The 18,960-nt window shown below is 71.7% G+C and carries 19 protein-coding genes and 1 pseudogene; 14 read left to right on the top strand and 6 right to left on the bottom strand.

Going from position 1 to position 18,960, the window contains the following annotated elements; all coding sequences use genetic code 11:
- Positions 1–64 precede the first annotated feature (64 nt).
- Positions 65–610: a hypothetical protein gene (locus tag O7632_RS25105; RefSeq protein WP_278117741.1), complete on the bottom strand. Its 546-nt coding sequence runs from the start codon at positions 608–610 to the stop codon at positions 65–67.
- A 37-nt stretch (positions 611–647) separates the two neighbouring features.
- A complete protein-coding gene (locus O7632_RS25100) occupies positions 648–1,421 on the bottom strand; it encodes a hypothetical protein (RefSeq protein ID WP_278117738.1) in 774 nt (257 codons plus the stop codon).
- 186 nt (positions 1,422–1,607) lie between these two features.
- Between O7632_RS25100 and O7632_RS25095 the strand changes: the two genes are divergently transcribed.
- Together O7632_RS25095 and O7632_RS25090 are read left to right on the top strand one after the other, a co-directional pair.
- Positions 1,608–2,168 (top strand): hypothetical protein, encoded by a 561-nt coding sequence (locus tag O7632_RS25095; protein ID WP_278117736.1) that lies wholly within the window; start codon positions 1,608–1,610, stop codon positions 2,166–2,168.
- A 98-nt stretch (positions 2,169–2,266) separates the two neighbouring features.
- Positions 2,267–2,959: pseudogene (locus O7632_RS25090) on the top strand (PrsW family intramembrane metalloprotease); the annotation flags it as partial.
- Positions 2,960–3,790: 831 nt separating this feature from the next.
- Here the strand turns inward: O7632_RS25090 and O7632_RS25085 are convergent.
- Positions 3,791–4,432, bottom strand: coding sequence for a DUF6232 family protein (locus O7632_RS25085; RefSeq protein WP_278117734.1), 642 nt, complete (start codon positions 4,430–4,432; stop codon positions 3,791–3,793).
- A 95-nt stretch (positions 4,433–4,527) separates the two neighbouring features.
- Between O7632_RS25085 and O7632_RS25080 the strand changes: the two genes are divergently transcribed.
- From O7632_RS25080 to O7632_RS25065, 4 genes are all read left to right on the top strand, one after another.
- Positions 4,528–5,301 (top strand): enoyl-CoA hydratase-related protein, encoded by a 774-nt coding sequence (locus O7632_RS25080; RefSeq protein ID WP_278117732.1) that lies wholly within the window; start codon positions 4,528–4,530, stop codon positions 5,299–5,301.
- A gap of 134 nt (positions 5,302–5,435) precedes the next feature.
- Positions 5,436–7,058, top strand: a complete 1,623-nt coding sequence (locus O7632_RS25075; protein ID WP_278117730.1) for an acetolactate synthase — start codon at positions 5,436–5,438, stop codon at positions 7,056–7,058.
- 140 nt (positions 7,059–7,198) lie between these two features.
- Positions 7,199–8,239, top strand: a complete 1,041-nt coding sequence (locus tag O7632_RS25070; protein ID WP_278117728.1) for an ATP-binding cassette domain-containing protein — start codon at positions 7,199–7,201, stop codon at positions 8,237–8,239.
- 26 nt (positions 8,240–8,265) lie between these two features.
- Positions 8,266–9,051, top strand: a complete 786-nt coding sequence (locus tag O7632_RS25065; RefSeq protein WP_278120364.1) for an ABC transporter permease — start codon at positions 8,266–8,268, stop codon at positions 9,049–9,051.
- 134 nt (positions 9,052–9,185) lie between these two features.
- Here O7632_RS25065 and O7632_RS25060 read toward each other — a convergent pair whose 3' ends face one another.
- From O7632_RS25060 to O7632_RS25050, 3 genes are read right to left on the bottom strand one after another with little or no spacing between them, the layout of a single operon-like run.
- Positions 9,186–9,608: a PLD nuclease N-terminal domain-containing protein gene (locus O7632_RS25060; protein WP_278117727.1), complete on the bottom strand. Its 423-nt coding sequence runs from the start codon at positions 9,606–9,608 to the stop codon at positions 9,186–9,188.
- 36 nt (positions 9,609–9,644) lie between these two features.
- Positions 9,645–9,971 carry a DUF202 domain-containing protein gene (locus tag O7632_RS25055; RefSeq protein ID WP_278117725.1) on the bottom strand — a complete coding sequence of 109 codons (327 nt, stop codon included), beginning with the start codon at positions 9,969–9,971 and terminating at the stop codon, positions 9,645–9,647.
- On the bottom strand, positions 9,964–10,353 hold the full coding sequence (locus O7632_RS25050; protein ID WP_278117722.1) for a DUF202 domain-containing protein: 390 nt from the start codon (positions 10,351–10,353) through the stop codon (positions 9,964–9,966). The genes O7632_RS25055 and O7632_RS25050 overlap by 8 nt, the downstream gene beginning before the upstream one ends.
- On the opposite strand from O7632_RS25050, the gene O7632_RS25045 reads away from it, so the two are divergent.
- From O7632_RS25045 to ligA, 8 genes are all read left to right on the top strand, one after another.
- The gene (locus O7632_RS25045) at positions 10,354–10,791 is read left to right on the top strand and encodes a hypothetical protein (RefSeq protein WP_278117721.1); all 438 of its coding nucleotides are present in this window, start codon (positions 10,354–10,356) and stop codon (positions 10,789–10,791) included.
- Between the two features lie 201 nt (positions 10,792–10,992).
- The gene (locus tag O7632_RS25040) at positions 10,993–11,772 is read left to right on the top strand and encodes an electron transfer flavoprotein subunit beta/FixA family protein (RefSeq protein WP_278117719.1); all 780 of its coding nucleotides are present in this window, start codon (positions 10,993–10,995) and stop codon (positions 11,770–11,772) included.
- A gap of 14 nt (positions 11,773–11,786) precedes the next feature.
- Entirely contained in the window at positions 11,787–12,749 is a 963-nt protein-coding gene (locus O7632_RS25035; RefSeq protein ID WP_278117717.1) for an electron transfer flavoprotein subunit alpha/FixB family protein, read from the top strand.
- 245 nt (positions 12,750–12,994) lie between these two features.
- Entirely contained in the window at positions 12,995–14,191 is a 1,197-nt protein-coding gene (locus O7632_RS25030; protein ID WP_278117715.1) for a cysteine desulfurase family protein, read from the top strand.
- An 86-nt stretch (positions 14,192–14,277) separates the two neighbouring features.
- Complete coding sequence (mnmA, locus tag O7632_RS25025) at positions 14,278–15,351, top strand: tRNA 2-thiouridine(34) synthase MnmA (protein WP_278117713.1); 1,074 nt, start codon at positions 14,278–14,280, stop codon at positions 15,349–15,351.
- Positions 15,352–15,405: 54 nt separating this feature from the next.
- Positions 15,406–16,416, top strand: a complete 1,011-nt coding sequence (locus tag O7632_RS25020; RefSeq protein WP_278117711.1) for a methionine synthase — start codon at positions 15,406–15,408, stop codon at positions 16,414–16,416.
- A gap of 128 nt (positions 16,417–16,544) precedes the next feature.
- Positions 16,545–16,691 (top strand): hypothetical protein, encoded by a 147-nt coding sequence (locus O7632_RS25015; protein ID WP_278117709.1) that lies wholly within the window; start codon positions 16,545–16,547, stop codon positions 16,689–16,691.
- A 75-nt stretch (positions 16,692–16,766) separates the two neighbouring features.
- The gene (gene ligA / locus O7632_RS25010) at positions 16,767–18,893 is read left to right on the top strand and encodes an NAD-dependent DNA ligase LigA (protein WP_278117708.1); all 2,127 of its coding nucleotides are present in this window, start codon (positions 16,767–16,769) and stop codon (positions 18,891–18,893) included.
- Positions 18,894–18,960: the final 67 nt, after the last annotated feature.

Genomic DNA, 18,960 nt, shown 5'->3' with positions numbered 1-18,960 from the left:
TGCCGTTGTCAATTTGGTGTTTTCAACGAAGTGTTTATCTCAATGGGGTGCAGCGAGTCCACCGTCAAGTGGTGAACGCCACCAGGTAGACGGTGACGTCGTCCGGCCGGTCCAGGTCGACCAGCAGCTTGCGGAACACGCCCTGCGTCGGCTCGGTCAACTGCTCCACCCCGACGACGTCGACCGCGGCGTCCGGCCGCCACGTGTCGCCGGACGCGTGGTCGCCGTCGCCGACGGCGCGCAGCCCCGGCCGCGGCCGCGGGAACCCGCTGTCGGCCAGGAACCCCGGCAACGCCGTGGCCGGCATCCGGAACATCGCGGTGAGATGCCAGTCCTGGAAGCTGACGAACGACGTGGACAACAGGACGGTGCCCGGCGGCAGCCGTACCTTGGCGTTGGCCTCGACCTCGGCGGCGGTCAAGGTCCGTGGGGTCGGACCCCGTCCGTCGGCGACGTCGCCGCGTCCGCCGGCCGTGACACCCCGCTCGGCGGTACGGTCGACAGCGCCCGAACCGACACCCGGAACGATGGCGCCGCACCCGGTCAACCCGATCCCGACGAGCATCAGCCCGACGACACCACGGGTCGGCCGGACCATCGATCTGCGCATGCGGGCAGGGTAGGCCGGCGGGTCAACGATCCCGCGATCACGCTGAGTCGTTCGCGGCGGGCTCCTCCTCCTCGCCGAGCCGGTCCGCGCCCCGCCGACGGAGCATCCGTAGCCCGGGAATGCCCGCCACCGCCAGCTTCAGATCCCGGGTCACCTCCAACAGGCTGTGAATGTCCGGACCGACCCGATCCAGGGTGGCCAGGATCGGCAGCACGTCGGCCTGGATGTGCCGGGTCAAGCGGGGCAGCTCGTCGACCAGCTTCACCGCCGCGTCCACCTCGTCCTCGCTGAGCTGTTCGACGAAGTGCCGGGCCATCGGCGCGCCCCGGCGCAGGGCCGGCTCGTACTCCCCGAGCAGATCGGCCGAGCGGGCGGCGATCTGTTCGCTCTGCCCCACCAGCCGACTCGCCCCGACCGCCACCTGGTCGGCGTCGCCGAGCAACGTCTCGGCCGCCGCCGCCAACCGGGTCGCCGCCTCCACCGCCGACGTGGCCGCCGCCGCGATCACCTCGACCCGGCGGGTCGCTTCCTCGGTCTCGTCCACCACCTGGGCGCTGCGTTCGAGCAGCAACTCGACATGGTCCACCACGGTGCCGGTCCGGCGGACCAGGGACTCGATCTCGTCGAGTACGGCGAACGCCCGGCCGGGCACCGCCGCGTACTCGGCGGCGAGCTGACCGGCCTGTCCCACCAGCTGCATCGTGTGCCCGGTGACCCGGCCGACGGTGTCGGTCGCCGACGAGGCGACCTGGCCGGCCGTGGTCCGGGCCAACGCGAGGACCTTCACCGGGAGCGACAGTGGGAGCGGCATCCCCTCATTGTGCGCCCACCGGACCACCGGCGCCCGTTCCCGGCGCCCACCGCCCTCGTCCCCGGCGCCCACCGCCCCGTGCCGGTTGGCGCTGCCCGCCGCCGGACCGATGGCGCGGGTCTGGCACTGTGGAGCACCCGGACGCGTGGGTCGACCCGGGTGGTCGGGCGAGAGGAGCCAGCTCAGGTGGACAAGGGCTGGCGCAACGCCCTCGCCGGGGTCGCCGTACTGGTCGGGCTGACGATCCTGGTGTGCCTGCCCGGTGTGGTGTCGCTCGCGTGGCCCGTCGACGGGCCACGGCTGACCGGACGGCTCGACGTCGGCTACGGCGTGACGGTCGATCCGCCCGCCGACGCGCGACTCGCCATCGATTCCCGTCCCGGCACCGGTGACGTCGGCATCGACGTCGGCGACGACGTGTACCTCGCCCTCGCCGCCCGGCGGTTCACCGGTGATCCGCAGCCGTTCGTCGACCACGCCCTCGACCGGTTGAGTTGGGATCCGCCGGGGCCGTCGGCCGAATTGGAGCAGGTCCGGTTACCGGGCTCTGGCTTCACCGGGGTACGCCACTGGACGCCGGACCCGTTCGACGACGACCTCGGCGAGTGCCTGACCGTCGTCACCGCCGGCACCGCCGCCAGCCGGGTGGGCGTGACCGCCCTGGTCTCGGGAGTGCCCGACTGCGCCGCCGTACCCGACGCGGTGCGCCGCGCGATCGACAGCCTGAGCATCGAGGAGTCGCCGTGACCAGCCAGGCCTGGACACCGGTACGGGTACCGAGCTTCTGGCTGCTGACCGGTGCCGTCGGGCTGACCGGTGTTCCCGTACTCCTGCTGGTGCCGTTCATGGCGTTCACGGCACCGCTGTCGACGTTGGCGGCGCTGCCGTTGATCGCCGCGTACGCGGTGGCGGTGTTGCTGGTCGTCCGGTCGGTCGACCAGTTGGCCCGCCGCCCGTGGTGGCTGGTGGCGCTGGCCTTCGGTTGGGGCGGTACGGTGTCGGTGGCCGTCGGTGCCGGGTCAGGCTGGCTCCTGGACGATCTGCTGGCCAAGGCGACCTCGCCGTGGTTCGCCGCCACCTGGGGCGCGGCGCTGGTCGCCCCGACCGCCGAGGAACTGGCCAAGGGCGCCGGGGTGCTGCTGCTCTTCCTCGCCGCCCGACCGCACCTGCGGACCGTCTTCGCGGGCGCGGTCTACGGCGCGGTCGTCGGAGTGGGCTTCGCCGCCGTCGAGGACCTTGGCTACGCGCTGATCTCGGCCGACGATCCGTTGCCCGACGACGTGTCCGCCGCCGTCTCGGTGGTGGCGCTGCGGGTGCTCGTGCCCGGGGTGGCCGGCCACGCTCTGTTCACCGCGACCTTCGGTGCCGGCGTCACCTATCTGCTGCTGCGGACCGACCGGAGCCGGGCGCGCCGGGTCGGCGTGACGGTCGCGGCGGCCGGTCTCGCCTGGCTGACGCACGCCGTGGTCAACGCGCCGTTCGTGGTGACCCTGCCGGCCTGGCCGCGACCCGCCGGCGACCTGGCCGGTTACCTGCTGATCGTCTGGGTGCCCACGGCGGCGGCGTTGTGGTGGCTGGCCAGGCTGCGTCGGACCGAGTTCCGGCAGGCCGTGCAGCGGCTGGCCGGCGTCGAACCGGCGGCGGCGACGGCCGCCGAGGCCGAGGCGTTGACCGGCTACGTGGATCGGGCGCGGGTACGTCGGCTGGTCCGCGACGGCGTGCCGCCGGCTGCCCGTGGCCCGGCGGTACGGGCCGCGTGTGAGGTGCAACGGGCGATGTTGGCGTTGGCCGACGAGCTGACCCGACCCACCGCCCCGGCCCCGCCGGCCGTACCACCGGTGTGGTCGCCGGCGCCGATCGCTCCGCCGGCATGGTCACCGACGGCGACCTGGTCACCGTCACCCGCCTGGCCGCCAGCGGCGGACGGCCAACTGTCGTGGCCGGCCCCGTTGACCGGTCAGCCCGCCGCTCCGCTGCCGCCGACTCCGTATCCCGCGTATCCGTATCCCGCGTATCCGTATCCCGCGTATCCGTATCCCGCGTATCCGTATCCCGGGTATCCGTACCCCTATCCGGTGCCTCCGGCGGAGCCCGGCCCGCCGGCCTGGTATCCGGCGGGGCCGTTCGCGACGGTGGCCCCGCCGCCCCCGCCCGGCCCTCTGGAGCAGGCCCGCGACAAGGTGGCGCGGGCCCGGGCCGCGTTGCGCGAGGCCGGTGGCGACGACCGGCTACCGGCGCTGCCGCAGCGGCCGGTGACCATCGTCCGTCCCGTGGTCCTGGTGACGCTGCTCCTGCTGGGGGTGGTCGGTGTGTTCCACTGGGCGGCCGCGTCGATGGCGGCGACGCTCGCCGTGGCGTGGCTGATCAGCTCACGGGTCGCTGGTCGGGCGGTACGCCCGCTCGATCTGGCGGCCGCCGCGCTGGCCGTGGCCAGCCTGCACCTGTGGTCGGCGAGCCTGTTGACCGTGGCGTTGTTCGCGCACGAGTTCTGACCCGGACGCGATGGCGGCCCGTTGGACGCCGTCACGTTCGCGGGCGGTCGTCCGGGCCTCGGCGTCGAGCGCGGCCTCGACCGCACGGCGCAGCGAGCGGTGGATCCGACCGATCCGCAGCGCGTCGCGGCTGGCCACCAGAAGCACCGGTACGCCGCGTGCCTCGACCCACAGTTCGAGGACGTGCGAGCCCCGGTCGTAGGAGTCGTCCAGCAGACCGAGCAGCAGGTCCGCCAGGGGCACGATGGCGAGGCCGACCAGGATCGATCCGCCGACCAGGGCGATCGTGATCGTCGGCGACGCCTGGATGGTCAGGGCGGTCACCAGGCCGAGGATCGCGGTGACCACCGGGGCGACGAAGGCAATGCCGACCATCCCTCGTCCGGCCAGCGCGCCCCAGGAGCGGGCACCGCGCCGCTGCCAGATGCGGTACAGGTCCCGCAGCGGGAAGCGCTGCTGCCCGACCCGGATCTCGGCCGATGTGATTCGTACGGATTTGTCGTCGTAATAGGTGATCATCCGCCCGCCCTCGTCACGTTATCGATCACGTTACCCACTCTCCGGCGTTCGCCGTAGGCTGTCCCAGGAACGCGACGTCGATGGGGAGGTCCGCCGTGGACGAGTTGGTGCTGGTCGAGGTCGAGGAGGGCATCGCCACCATCCGGCTGGCCCGGCCACCGATGAACGCGCTCGACACCGCCGTGCAGGAGCGGCTACGGGCGGCGGCGCTCCAGGTCACCGACGATCCCCTGGTGCGGGCGGTGGTGATCTACGGCGGGGAGAAGGTCTTCGCCGCCGGCGCCGACATCAAGGAGATGGCCGATATGTCGTACGTGGACATGTCGGCGCGGGCGGCCCACCTGTCCAGCGCCTTCGACGCGATCGCCCGGATCCCCAAGCCGGTGGTGGCCGCGATCACCGGCTACGCCCTCGGTGGCGGCTGCGAGTTGGCGCTGGCCTGCGACTGGCGGGTGGTCGCCGAGGACGCGAAGTTGGGCCAACCGGAGATCAAACTCGGCGTCATCCCCGGTGCCGGCGGCACCCAACGGCTCGCCCGCCTGGTCGGTCCGGCCCGGGCCAAGGACATCATCCTCACCGGACGAATGGTCGACGCCGCCGAGGCCGAGCGGATCGGCCTGGCCGACCGGGTCGTCCCGGCTGACCAGGTGTACGCCGTCGCGCTCGACCTGGTCCGTCCGTTCGTCACCGGTCCCGCACAGGCGATCCGCGCGGCCAAGCTGGCCATCGACGGTGGGCTCGAGATGGACCTCGCATCCGGTCTGGCCTGGGAGAGCCAGCTCTTCGCCGGGCTGTTCGCCACCGCCGACCGCGCCGAAGGCATGGCCGCCTTCGTCGCCAAGCGCAAGCCCGACTTCACCGGCCGCTGACACGGCGCGGGCGGCCGAGGCTGATGTCGCGCGGCCGGTCGGGTCCGCCGACACAGGCGGACAAGCCAAGTGACTGAGCGGTAACCTGCCCTGTGGCGGACGACCGGCGTCCACGGGACTGGAGGAGACCGGCGATGGCGGAACGGATCGAAGGTCACGGCGGTGCGCTGGCGCTGGCCACGTTGCAGGCGTACGGCGTGACGGAGCTGTTCACCCTCTCCGGCGGACACCTCTTCCCGCTCTACGACGCGGCGCACACGGCCGACTTCCCGATCTTCGACGTGCGCCACGAGCAGACAGCTGTGTTCGCCGCCGAGGCGGTGGCCAAGCTGCGGCGCCGGCCCGGCCTGGCCGCGTTGACGGCCGGCCCTGGCGTCACCAACGGCATATCTGGCCTGACCAGCGCGTTCTTCAACGCCGCACCGGTGTTGGTGCTGGGTGGTCGGGCGCCGGCCTTCCGGTGGGGCTCGGGCAGTCTCCAGGAGATCGACCACGTGCCGTTGGTCGCCCCGGTCACCAAGCACGCCGCCACGGTGCCGTCGACCGACGAGATCCCCGCCGCCGTCAGCGCCGCGCTGACGGCGGCCCTGACTCCGCACCGTGGGCCGGCGTTTCTCGACCTACCGCTAGAGGTCGTCTTCTCGACCGCCGACGTCGACGTGCCGACCGCCGCCGGGATCCCGGTGCTCGAACCCGACCCGGACGACGTCGCCAAGGCGGCCCGGCTGATCGCCACCGCCGACCGTCCCGTCATCGTGGCCGGTTCCGACGTGTACGCCGCCGACGCGATCGCGGCCCTGCGGGAAGCCGCCGAGGCGCTGCAGGTGCCGGTGTTCACCAACGGGATGGGTCGCGGGGCCCTGCCGCCCGGGCACCGGCTGTCGTTCGCCAAGGCGCGCCGGATCGGCCTGGGCACCGCCGACGTCGTGGTGGTGATCGGTACGCCGTTGGACTTCCGACTCAGCTTCGGCGACTTCGGCGCGGCCCAGGTGGTGCACATCGTGGACGCCCCGAGCCAGCGGGCGAGCCACGTACAGCCGGTCGTCTCGCCCGCCGGTGACCTGCGGCTGATCCTGTCCGCGCTGGCCGACCACACCGGTGACCGGGTCGACCACACGGACTGGATCGCCGAGCTGCGGGTGGCCGAGGACGCCGCCCGGGCGCGCGACGCCGTCGCCCTGGCCGCCGAGACCGATCCGATCCGGCCGGCCCGGATCTACGGCGAACTGCGGGCGGTGCTGGAGCCGGACGCGGTCACCATCGGCGACGGTGGCGACTTCGTCTCCTACGCCGGGCGTTACCTGGAACCCGCGGTCCCCGGTAGTTGGCTGGACCCGGGCCCGTACGGCTGCCTCGGCACCGGAATGGGTTACGCGATGGGTGCCCGGGTCACGTACCCCGACCGGCAGATCTGTGTACTGATGGGCGACGGCGCGGCCGGCTTCTCGCTGATGGACGTGGAGTCCCTGGTCCGGCAGCGGTTGCCGGTGGTGATCGTGGTCGGCAACAACGGGATCTGGGGTCTGGAGAAGCACCCGATGCGGGCCATGTACGGCTACGACGTCGCCGCCGACCTGCAGCCGGGTCTGCGCTACGACGAGATCGTCGTGGCGCTCGGCGGGGCAGGGGAGACGGTCGCCAAGGCCGGTGATCTCGGTCCGGCGTTGCGGCGGGCGTTCGACGCCGGGGTGCCGTACCTGGTGAACGTGCTGACCGACCCGGACGACGCCTATCCGAGGTCGTCGAACCTCGCCTGACGCGCACCGCCCGGCACTGTCAAATTTCCGCTGCTCGGCTCGTCAGGCTGCGGTGAAACGATCTCGCGTCGACAAATGCTTGGCGGAATGTCGGTCCCCTCGTTCATTGTGATCAGCACAGACGAACGACAGGAGCGATGATGTCGCACGCGATCTGGGCCGAAGGGTTGATCAAACGCTTCGGTCCGACCACGGCGCTGGCCGGGGTGGATTTCGCGGTCCGGACCGGCACCGTGTTCGGGCTGCTCGGCCCGAACGGGGCGGGCAAGACCACAGCTGTACGGGTGCTGGCCACGTTGCTGCGGCCGGACGCCGGACACGCCCGCATCCAGGGGTACGACGTGGTCCGCCAGGCCCACCAGGTACGCCAGTGCATCGGCCTGACCGGCCAATACGCCTCGGTCGACGAGACCCTCACCGGGGTGGAGAACCTGGTGATGATCGGTCGACTGCTAGGGCTGTCCCGCTCCGACGCGCGGGCGCGGGCCCGGCAGCTGCTGGTCGACTTCCATCTCGTCGACGCCGCCGACCGAGCGGCCAAGACCTATTCCGGCGGGATGCGCCGCCGGCTCGACCTGGCCGCCAGCCTGGTCGGGCGCCCGCAGGTGCTCTTTCTCGACGAGCCGACGACCGGGCTGGACCCGCGTAGCCGCAACGAGCTGTGGGACCTGGTGCGAGGGCTGGTGTCCAGCGGGGTGACGGTGTTGCTGACGACGCAGTACCTGGAGGAGGCGGATCAGCTCGCTGACGAGTTGGCGGTGGTCGACCACGGTCGGGTGATCGCCAGCGGCACCCCGGAGGAGCTCAAGGCCAAGACCGGCGCCCAGGTGCTCGCGGTGCGCCCGGTCGATCCGGCCGATCTGCCCGTCGTCCTCGCGGCGTTGCGGGAACTCTCCGGCAACGAGCCGGCGTTGGCGCAGACCACGGTGACGGTCGGCACCGCCGACCCGGCGTTACTGCCGGCCGTGGTACGCCGGCTCGACGACGCGGGCATCCGGGTCGGCGAGTTGGCGCTGCGCGGTTCCAGCCTGGACGAGGTGTTCCTCTCGCTGACCGGGCACCGGGCCGAATCCCCGGACCCGGCACCGGGGAGCCCCGGCACGATCGACGACCCCGGAACATCTGAGACACCGGCGGATGGCCAGCGGCCGACGCCGAGCATGGAAGGGATTCGCAGGTGACCGCGACGACCGCGCCCACGGCCGAGATGGCAGCCACTCCGCAGTGGGTGAGCCCGCTGGCCGGCCTGCGCCACACCGGGACCCTCGCCTGGCGGAGCCTGGTGCAGATCAAGCACAACCCGATGGAGCTGCTCGATCTGAGCATCCAACCGTTGATGTTCGTGCTGCTGTTCACCTATGTGTTCGGCGGCGCGATCGCCGGATCGCCGGGTGACTACCTGACCTTCGCGCTGCCCGGGATCATCGTGCAGAACGCGCTCTTCGCGACGATGACGACCGGGTTCGGGCTGAACACCGACCTGACCAAGGGCGTGTTCGATCGACTTCGTTCGCTGCCGATCGCTCGCTGGGCGCCGCTGGCCGGGCGAATTCTCGCCGACACGGTCAAGCAGGCGTGGTCGGTGACACTGCTGTTGACCGTCGGGTTGATCCTCGGCTTCCGGATCGGCGGTGGCGTGCTCGGGCTGCTGGGTGCCTTCGCGCTGATTCTCGCCTTCACCTTGGCCGCCTCGTGGATCTCGGTCCTGGTCGGGGTGATGGTCAGCGAGCCGGAGAAGGTGCAGATCTTCGGCTTCATGGTCATCTTTCCGCTGAGCTTCACCAGCAACGCGTTCGTGCCTACCGAGACGATGCCCGGCTGGCTGCAGGCGTGGGTGGAGATCAACCCGGTCACGATCCTGGCCGACGCCCTTCGCGGGCTGCTCGGCGGCGTACCGGCGGCGGGACCGGTCGGCTACTCGTTGCTGTGGGCGGTCGGCATCGCGGCGATATTCGCTCCGTTGGCGCTGGCCAGGTTCAAGCGCCGGATGTGACAGCTCCGCGCTCCCGGTCCGGTCGGTGGCCGGACCGGGGCCGGGCGGTCGCGTACGGCGACTGTTCCCCCAGGTCGCCCCATGAGCGCGAGGGTTTCACCACCGTCGTGTTGATGGCCGTCGTGGAGTCGGACTCACGGCTCGGGCCGGTGCTGGTCCTCCCGGTCGTCGGTTTCCCGCCGACGGATGTCGTCCTCCCGGCGTCGCAAATCCTCCTCCCAGCGTTGGAAGAGTTCGCGGTCCCGCTTCGCCTGCTCGGCGTCGAGATCACGCAGGAAGTCGGGATCGTCGTCCGGGGCCGGCGGTCTGGCGCGGTTGGCTGGACCGCCGAGCGGCCGGGCCGGGCTGCCCGCCGGAGAGATACCGCCCAGGATCGGCCGGCGGCGGCTGAGGAACCATGCCACCGGTCCGATGATCGGGACGAGAACGATGACCGGCACCCAGAGGAAGCGTGGCAGGGCGCGGACGTCCCTCTTCTCCGCCGACAGGCAGCTGATCAGCGCCACGGCCATGAGCACGACGTGGAGCATGAAGAGCAAGATGAACACGCGGGCCATCTGGCAATGATGCCCCGCCCGGCGGGTTCAGCCTAGTCAGCCGAGGATGAGGATCACTCCGAGTACCGCGTAAGCGGCGGTGATCAAGCCCAAAAGCGGAACTTCTGCCCCGATTTGGCCGGCTGCCGGCCGGTGTGGGCCCCGTGCCCGCCGGTAGCCGTACCCGATCAGACCCGCCCAGCCGATCACCGCGAGCAACCCGGCGATCATCGCCGGCCCACCCCGTTCGACGGCGAATCGCACCGCGAGCAGCACCACCAGGGTCAGTGCCAACGCCGACCGTCGCCAGGCCAGCCGGGTGCGTTCCGGCTGCAGCCCGGGATCGCTCGGCTCGGTTGGCGGGCGCTCCGGCCGATCAGCCACGGACGGCCTCGGCCAGTACGGCGACGGTGAGCACCACCGCGCCGATGCCCACGCCGATCGCCAGGACGGCCGGGAACCGGGACGCGGGCAGGTCCACCCCGAGCCGCATCGCCCGTTCGGACCGCGCCCAGTGGTCGACCGCCCGTACCGCGACGACGCCGCCGCACAGCAGCAACGTCACCGCGAGTCCCTCGCGCAGATGGGCGATGGACAGCTCGGGCAGGAACTGGGCGATCGCCAGCCCACCGGCGATCAGCGCGAGCGCGGTGCGGATCCAGGCCAGGAAGGTCCGTTCGTTGGCCAGTGAGAAACGGTAGTCGGGGGCGACGCCGGTCCGGCGTAGCTCCCGTGGGTCGAACCAGTCTCGCAGCGCACTCCACACATGGATCATTATCGGCGGTTAGACTCACCGACTGTGGCAGAGCTGACCGACGATGACCGGGAGACCTTGAAGACGGCCGCGTTCGGAGCCGTGTACCTGGTGTCGAACGCCGACCCGGGAGTCATCTCGATGGTGAAGGAGAGCTTCGCTGCATCTGGCGCGTTCGCGGACGCGACCGGGCTGGTCAAGGACGTGCTGAGCACCGGACCGTTGCCGAAGCTGCCCCGTGAGTCGGCCGACGAGGTCGAGCGGCTGGTGCTGCCCGCGCTGCGACGGTCGGTGGCGATCCTCACCGAGAAGGCTCCGCACGAGGTGGAGCAGTACCGCGCCACGATCACCGGTGCCGCCCAGCGGGTGGCGCGGGCCGCGGCCGGGATCGATCCGGCCGAGGCGGAGATGGTCGGCAAGATCGAGCAGGCGCTGGCCACGCCCGCCTGACCGATACTGGTCGTCCGCCGGCGAAGGTCGGGCCGGTCGGATCTGGAGCCAGGTGTCGTTTGGCCCTAGGCTACTTGCGGGTAACATTGCGGATGGGACGCCCACACCGCAGCTCGGCCGACCGATCGTTAAGGTACTCGGCAGGCTGCGCCGAGAGCGGCAATGCAACGCACCACCTATCAGGAGGGTTGTCGAAGCGCGATGAACATCGTCGTACTCGTCAAGCAGGTGCCCGATTCCGGCGCGGAGCGCGCCCTGCGTGCTGACGACAACACCGTCGACCGTGGGTCGGCCAACAACGTGATCAACGAGATGGACGAGTACGCGATCGAGGAGGCGCTGCGGTTGCGCGAGGCGCACGGCGGCGAGGTGACCGTACTCACGATGGGCCCGGACCGGGCCAGCGAATCGATCCGCAAGGCGCTGTCGATGGGACCGGACAAGGCCGTGCACGTCGTCGACGACGCGCTGCGTGGCTCCTGCGCGGTGGCCACCTCCAAGGTCCTCGCAGCCGCCCTCGACACTCTCGGCGCCGACCTGGTCCTGTGCGGGGCGGAGTCGACCGACGGGCGGGTGCAGGTCATGCCGCACATGCTCGCCGAACGGCTGGGCATGGCCGCGCTCACCGGCGCGCGCAAGCTGACCGTGGACGGCACCACGCTGACCGTGGAGCGGCAGAACGAAGAAGGCTACGAGATCGTCACCGCGACCACGCCCGCCGTGGTTTCCGTCTGGGACACCATCAACGAGCCCCGCTACCCCTCCTTCAAGGGGATCATGGCCGCCAAGAAGAAGCCGGTGCAGACGCTGTCCCTGGCCGATCTGGGGGTCGCCCCCGCAGAGGTCGGATTCGACGGCGCGACCAGTGAAGTGGTCGAACACCACCGGCGGCCACCGCGCGCGGCCGGCGAGACAGTGGCCGACGACGGCGACGGCGGCGTACGGCTGGTGCAGTTCCTGGCGTCCGAGAAGTTCGTGTGAGCGGGGTGGATGAGATGGCTGAGGTATTCGTTGTCGTTGAGGCCACCGGCGAGTTCGGGGTCAAGAAGGTCACCCTGGAGTTGTTGACGCTCGCCCGCAAGCTCGGTGGCGAGGTCTGCGCGGTGGTGCTGGGGGGACCCGGCGCGGCGGCCGCGATGACCGACAAACTCGGTGAGTACGGTGCCGCGAAGGTGTATGCCGCCGAGAGCGAGGAGATCGACGGCTACCTGGTGGCCCCGAAGGTCACCGTGCTCGCCGACCTGATCCGGCGGGTGCAGCCCGGCGCGGTCCTGCTGGCCTCCTCCCAGGAAGGCAAGGAGATCGCCGGCCGGCTCGCCGTACGGCTGGACAACGGCCTGCTCACCGACGTGGTCGACCTGTCCGCCGACGGCGTCGCCACTCAGGTCGCCTTCGCCGGATCCACAATCGTCTCCGCCCGGGTCACCCGTGGCCTGCCGCTGGTGACGCTGCGGCCGAACTCGGTCACCCCGGAGCCGGCCCCGGCCACCGCGCAGGTGGAGCAGGTCGAGGTGCGGGTGGCGGAGTCGGACAAGCGCGCCAAGGTGGTCGAGCGGGTCGCCGAGCAGTCCGGGTCGCGCCCCGAGCTGACCGAGGCGTCGGTGGTCGTCTCCGGTGGCCGGGGTGTCGGCAGCGGGGACAATTTCAAGCTCGTCGAGGAACTCGCCGACCTGCTCGGCGGTGCGGTCGGCGCGTCCCGGGCAGCGGTCGATTCCGGCTTCTATCCGCATCAGTTCCAGGTCGGGCAGACCGGTAAGACAGTCTCCCCGCAGCTCTACGTGGCACTGGGCATATCCGGGGCGATTCAGCACCGGGCCGGCATGCAGACCTCGAAGACGATCGTCGCGGTCAACAAGGACGCCGAGGCGCCGATCTTCGAACTCGTCGACTTCGGCGTGGTCGGTGACCTCAACAAGGTGGTGCCGCAGGCGGCCGAGGAGATCCGCAAGCGCAAGTGACCCGCTGACGCACGGTCGGACGCCGGTGGCGTGCCGACCCGAGGCGGGGTGATCGATAGCCGGGACCTGGTCAGGTCCCGGCTATCGGCGTCGTAGCGGCGCGTCAGCCAGAGAGGGTGCCCCGCAGCAGGCCGTCCCGGATTGCCGGGCCTGGTCGCCTGGGAGAAGTGTGCCGCCGGCGCGAGCCCGGTGGTCGTCCGCCTCGCGTGTCGCTGGCTGCGAGAAGGCCGATAGGCTTGCTGACGATGGCCTACCTCGATCATGCCGCGACCACGCCGATGCTCGACGAGTCGGTGGAGGCGTACGTCTCCACCGCCCGTCAGGTCGGCAACGCGTCCTCTCTGCACGCCGCCGGGCGGGCAGCTCGGCGTACGGTCGAGGAGTCGCGCGAGCGGGTCGCCGCCGCGCTCGGCGCCCGCCCCTCCGAAGTGATCTTCACCGGCGGCGGCACCGAAAGTGACAATCTCGCCGTCAAAGGCATCTACTGGGCACGGGTCGCCGAGGAGCCGCGCCGACGGCGGATCCTGGCCAGCGCGGTCGAGCACCACGCCGTACTCGACGCGGTGAGCTGGCTGGCCGAGCACGAACAGGCCGAGGTGACCTGGCTCGCGGTGGACGCCGCCGGACGGGTCGCACCCGAGACGCTGCGGGCCGCGCTGAGTGCCGGGGCCGACGACGTCGCCTTGGTCACCGTGATGTGGGCCAACAACGAGGTCGGCACGATCCAGCCGATCGCCGCGCACGCGGCGATCGCCGTCGAGGCGGGTGTGCCGTCGCACACCGACGCGGTCCAGGCGGTCGGCCAGGTGCCGGTGGACTTCGCGGCCAGCGGGGTCGGCGCGCTCACCGTCAGCGGGCACAAGCTCGGCGGGCCGGCCGGGGTCGGTGCGCTGCTGCTCGGTCGGGACATGGCCTGCAGTCCGCTGCTGCACGGCGGCGGGCAGGAACGTGACGTGCGTTCCGGGACGCTCGACACCGCCGGCATCGCGGCGTTCGCGGTCGCCGTCGAGATCGCGGTGAAACGGCAGGCCGAACACGCCGCCCGGGTCGCGTCCCTACGCGACGACCTGGTGGCCCGGGTCGGTCAGGTCGTGCCGGACGCGATCTACAACGGTGACCCGGTCGATCGGCTCCCCGGCAACGCGCACTTCTCGTTCCCCGGCTGTGAGGGCGACGCGCTGCTGCTGCTGCTCGACGCGCAGGGGATCGCCTGCTCCACCGGATCGGCCTGTTCCGCCGGGGTGGCCCAGCCGTCGCACGTGCTGCTCGCGATGGCGGCCGACGACGACCGGGCGCGTTCGTCGCTGCGGTTCAGCCTGGGGCACGATTCGACCCAGGCCGACATCGACGCTCTGATCACGGCGTTGCCGGGTGCGGTGGACCGGGCCCGGCGGGCCGGCGCCGTCCGGGGCGGCAAGCACGGTCAGTCCACGGCGGGCTGAGCGCGGCGCACAGGCCACCGGCGCACAGGCTACCCTCGACGAAAGGCGACAGCCTCGACAGAGGCGACAGGACGGAGTGGGTAGCGGTGCGGGTGCTGGCAGCGATGTCCGGCGGCGTCGATTCGGCGGTGGCCGCCGCGCGGGCGGTGGCGGCCGGGCACGACGTGACCGGCGTACATCTGGCGTTGGCCCGTAACCCGCAGACCTATCGGACCGGTGCGCGCGGCTGCTGCACGGTGGAGGACGCCCGCGACGCGCGCCGGGCGGCGGACGTGGTCGGCATCCCGTTCTACATGTGGGACATGGCCGACCAGTTCCACGCCGACGTGGTGGACGACTTCGTCGCCGAGTACGCCGCCGGCCGTACCCCCAATCCCTGCCTGCGCTGCAACGAGAAGATCAAGTTCGCGGCGGTGCTGGACCGGGCGGTCGCGCTGGGGTTCGACGCGGTGGTGACCGGCCACCACGCCCGGCTGGGCGCCGACGGTCTGCTGCGGCGCAGCGTCGACCTGCCCAAGGACCAGTCGTACGTGCTGGCCGTGCTGACCCGAGCCCAGCTGGACCGGGCGATCTTCCCGTTGGGCGGGACCACCAAGGCGCAGGTGCGCGCCGAGGCCGCCGAGCGCGGGCTGGCCGTGGCCGACAAGCCCGACTCGCACGACATCTGCTTCATCGCCGACGGCGACACCCGGGGTTTCCTGGCCGAGCGGCTGGGCAGCGCTCCCGGTGACGTCGTCGACGTGACCAGCGGCGCGGTGGTCGGCAGCCATTCCGGCGCGTACGCGTTCACGGTCGGCCAGCGACGCGGGCTCGGCATCGGCGCGCCGGCGGTCGACGGACGGCCCCGCTATGTGCTGTCGATCACGCCGACGACCAACACCGTGACCGTCGGCCCGGCGGAGGCGCTGGACGTCACCACCGTTACCGGTAACCGTCCGGTATGGACCGGTGGGCCGGTGCCCGACGGGCCGGTCGAGGCCATGGTCCAGGTACGGGCGCACGGCTCGGTGGTGCCGGCGGTGGTCGAGGTGACCGGCGAGCGGATCCGCGCCGAGCTGCGGCAGCCCATCCGTGGGGTGGCGGCCGGCCAGGCGATGGTGGTCTACCGCCCGGAGCCGGCCGGCGACGTCGTCCTCGGCTCCGCCACCATCACCGACTGATCCGTCCACCATCACCGACTGACCGCCGCCGCCCCGGCGGTAGAGTCGTCGGACGTGACCTCACCATCGTGGCCTTGGCCGGCCGGGAGCGCGACCGGCATCGGTTCGCTGCCCGGCACCGACGTCGCCGAGGCCCAGCGGACCGTGCTCGGCGAGCTCGCGGACCTGCCGCATCTGGCGGAACTGCCGGCACGCGGACCGGGCGCGGACATCATCGGTCGCGGCGCGAGCTTCCTGGTCGACCTGCCGATCGAGCTGTACGCCGGACACTGGCGGGTGGCCGCCCGCCCCGGCCGGGATCTGCGGCGCGCACTCGACCTGCGGGAGCGGGACCTGGACCAGTTGACCGAGCAAGCCGACGGCTACACCGGGCCGCTCAAGCTGCAGGCCGCCGGCGTGTGGACCCTCGCGGCCAGCCTCGACGTCGGACTGGGCGGACGGCTGATCCGCGACCACGGCGCGGTCCGTGACCTGGCCGCGTCGCTGGCCGAAGGACTGCGGGCGCATCTCGACGAGGTCCGCCGCCGGGTGCCCGGGGCCGAGCCGCTGCTGCAGCTCGACGAACCGCTGCTGCCCGCCGCGCTGGCCGGCCGGCTGCCGACCGACTCGGGGCTGCACACCTACCGATCGGTGCCGGAGGCGACCGCGCGCGAACTGCTCGGCGTGGTCGTCGACGCGGCGGGTGCGCCGGTGGTGGTGCACTGCTGCGCGGCCGACGTACCGCTGGCGATGATCCGGGCCGCCGGAGCGGTCGCGGTCGCGATCGACCTGGACCGGCTCGACCGGCTGGACCCCCTGGGCGAGGCGTTGGACGCCGGGATGGGGCTGTTCGCCGGGGTGGTGCCCGCGACAGGGACGCCGGGCGGCGGCCGCGACCCGGAGTCCGCGCCGGCCGCCGAACGGATCCGGACACTGTGGTCACAGCTGGGTTTCGCGGCCGAACGGGCCGCCGCTCAGGTGGTGGTGACGCCGGCGTGCGGGTTGGCCGGCGCCACACCCCGGTACGCGCGGGCCGCGCTCGCCGCCTGCCGGGACGCGGGGCGACGGCTGGCCGACGACCAGTAGACCGGCGCCGGCTCGTCCAGCGTATTCGCGCAGTAGGTCGGCACCGCCTCGTCCGGCGTATTCGCGCAGTAGGTCGGCACCGGCTCGTCCGGCGTACTCGCGGCCGCTGAGCGACTACCGTTGCCAGGGTGAGTCATGACGACGCCGGTTCGGGCCGGCCGGGCTGGTGGTCGACCTACCGCGGCCTGCTCGTCGTGGTCGTACTGGTGGTGCTGGTGTTGTGCTTCCTGTGGTGTGCCGGGGTGGCGGCGTTCCGCGTCGTCCAGGGCGGTTGACACCTGGCGTGCACGTCGTTGTCGGTGCGAACCGTTACCGTGCGCTGGTAGGTGTTCGATCACGGAGGTCAGCCGGTGTCCGAAGAAGCCGTTCCGCAGCAGGTCAGTGCCGCCCAGGAGGCGCGGGCCGGGGAGGAACCAGACGCATCGGCGCGGGAGCGGCACGCGACACTGGCCACGGAGATCGACCGGCACCAGTTCCGTTACCACGTGCTGGACGCTCCGGAGATCTCCGACGGGCAGTACGACCTGCTGATCCGGGAACTGACCCAGCTGGAGGAGCGGTTTCCGGCCCTGCGGACGCCGGATTCGCCCAGCCAACGGGTCGGCTACGCGTACGCCGCCCAGTTCGCCCCGGTGACCCACGCCGAGCGGATGATGAGCCTGGACAACGCCTTCGACGACGACGAACTGGCCGCCTGGGCCGAGCGGGTCGAGCGCGACGCCGGTGGCCCGGTCAGCTACCTGTGCGAACTCAAGGTCGACGGCCTCGCGATCAACCTCACCTACGAGCACGGATCCCTGGTCCGGGCGGCGACCCGGGGTGACGGCCGGGTCGGCGAGGACATCACCCCCAACGTGCGGACCATCCGCCAGATCCCGGACCAGCTGACCGGCGAGGTGCCGGAGCTGCTGGAGGTGCGGGGCGAGATCTACTTCCCGGTCGCGGCCTTCGCTGAGCTCAACGCCAGCCTGGTCGCCCAGGAGAAGGCACCGTTCGCCAACCCCCGTAACGCCGCCGCCGGCTCGCTGCGGCAAAAGGATCCCCGGATCACCGCCGGGCGCGGGCTGCGCATGGTGGTGCACGGCATCGGGGCCCGCCGGGGATTCGAGCTGGTACGTCAGTCCGAGGCGTACGAGCGGCTGGCCGCCTGGGGGCTGCCGATCAGCCACCGCTGGCGGGTGGTCGCCGACCTCGCCGGGGTCCGGGACTTCATCGGCCACTTCGCGACCCACCGGCACGAGGTCGAACACGAGATCGACGGCGTGGTGGTCAAGGTCGACGAGGTGGCCGTCCAGCGGCGACTCGGATCGACCAGCCGTGCCCCGCGCTGGGCGATCGCGTACAAGTATCCGCCGGAAGAGGTCAACACCCGGCTGCTCGACATCAAGGTCAACGTGGGGCGCACCGGACGGGTCACCCCGTACGCGGTCCTCGAACCGGTCAAGGTGGCCGGGTCGACCGTCGGTTTCGCCACCTTGCACAACGCCGGCGAGGTGACCCGCAAGGGGGTGCTGATCGGCGACATGGTGGTGATCCGCAAAGCCGGCGACGTGATCCCCGAGGTGGTCAGCCCGGTCGTCGACCTGCGGACCGGTGCCGAACGAGAGTTCGTGATGCCGACCGACTGCCCGGAGTGCGGCACCGAGTTGCGGTACGAAAAGGAAGGCGACGCCGACATTCGGTGTCCGAATCTCGACTGTCCCGCCCAGTTGACCCGCAAACTGGAGTACATTGCCGGCCGCGGCGTTCTCGACATCGAGGCGCTCGGCGAGCGGTCCGCTATCGCACTTGTCGATTCCGGCGCGGTGCGGGGCATCGGTGAGCTTTTCGAGCTCGACGCGGACGCCTTGGCCGCCGTGGAGTTCTTTCGGAACCAGGACGGCGGACTGAGCGAAAACGCGAAAAAGCTTCTGGCCAATCTCGCCGAGGCCAAGCGGCAGCCGCTGTGGCGGATAGTCGTGGCTTTCTCGATCCGGCACGTCGGCCCGGTCGCCGCCCAGGCGCTGGCCCGTGAGCTGCGGTCGATCGACGCGATCGCCGCCGCCAGCCAGCCGGAACTGGTCGAGGTCGACGGAGTCGGTCCGGTGATCGCCACGGCGGTCGCCGACTGGTTCGCCTCGCCGTACGCCCAGGACGTGGTCCGTCGCTGGCGGGCCGCCGGGGTCCGGATGGCCGACGACGCCGCCACCCACGCGACGCCACGCCCGCTGGATGGCGTGACCGTCGTGATCACCGGCTCGCTCGCCGGGTACTCGCGCGACGAGGCGGCCGAGGCCGTCCAGTCCCGGGGCGGCAAGGTCAGCGGCTCGGTGTCGAAGAAAACCGGGTTCGTCGTGGTGGGCGACAACCCAGGATCGAAGTACGACAAGGCGGTCACCCTGAAGGTGCCGGTCCTCGACGAGGAAGGGTTCGGCGTGCTGCTCAGTGCCGGGGTGAGCGCCGCGCAGGCGGTCGCCCGGACCGGGCCGGACGAATGACGCCGTCGGCATCAGGTGCGCGACAAGCCGGTCGGTGCCGGGCGTGACGCGCGGTGGCCCGCCGGGG

Source organism: Solwaraspora sp. WMMD406 (assembly GCF_029626025.1).
Lineage (GTDB): Bacteria > Actinomycetota > Actinomycetes > Mycobacteriales > Micromonosporaceae > Micromonospora_E.
This window is presented reverse-complemented; position numbering and strand designations above follow the sequence as displayed.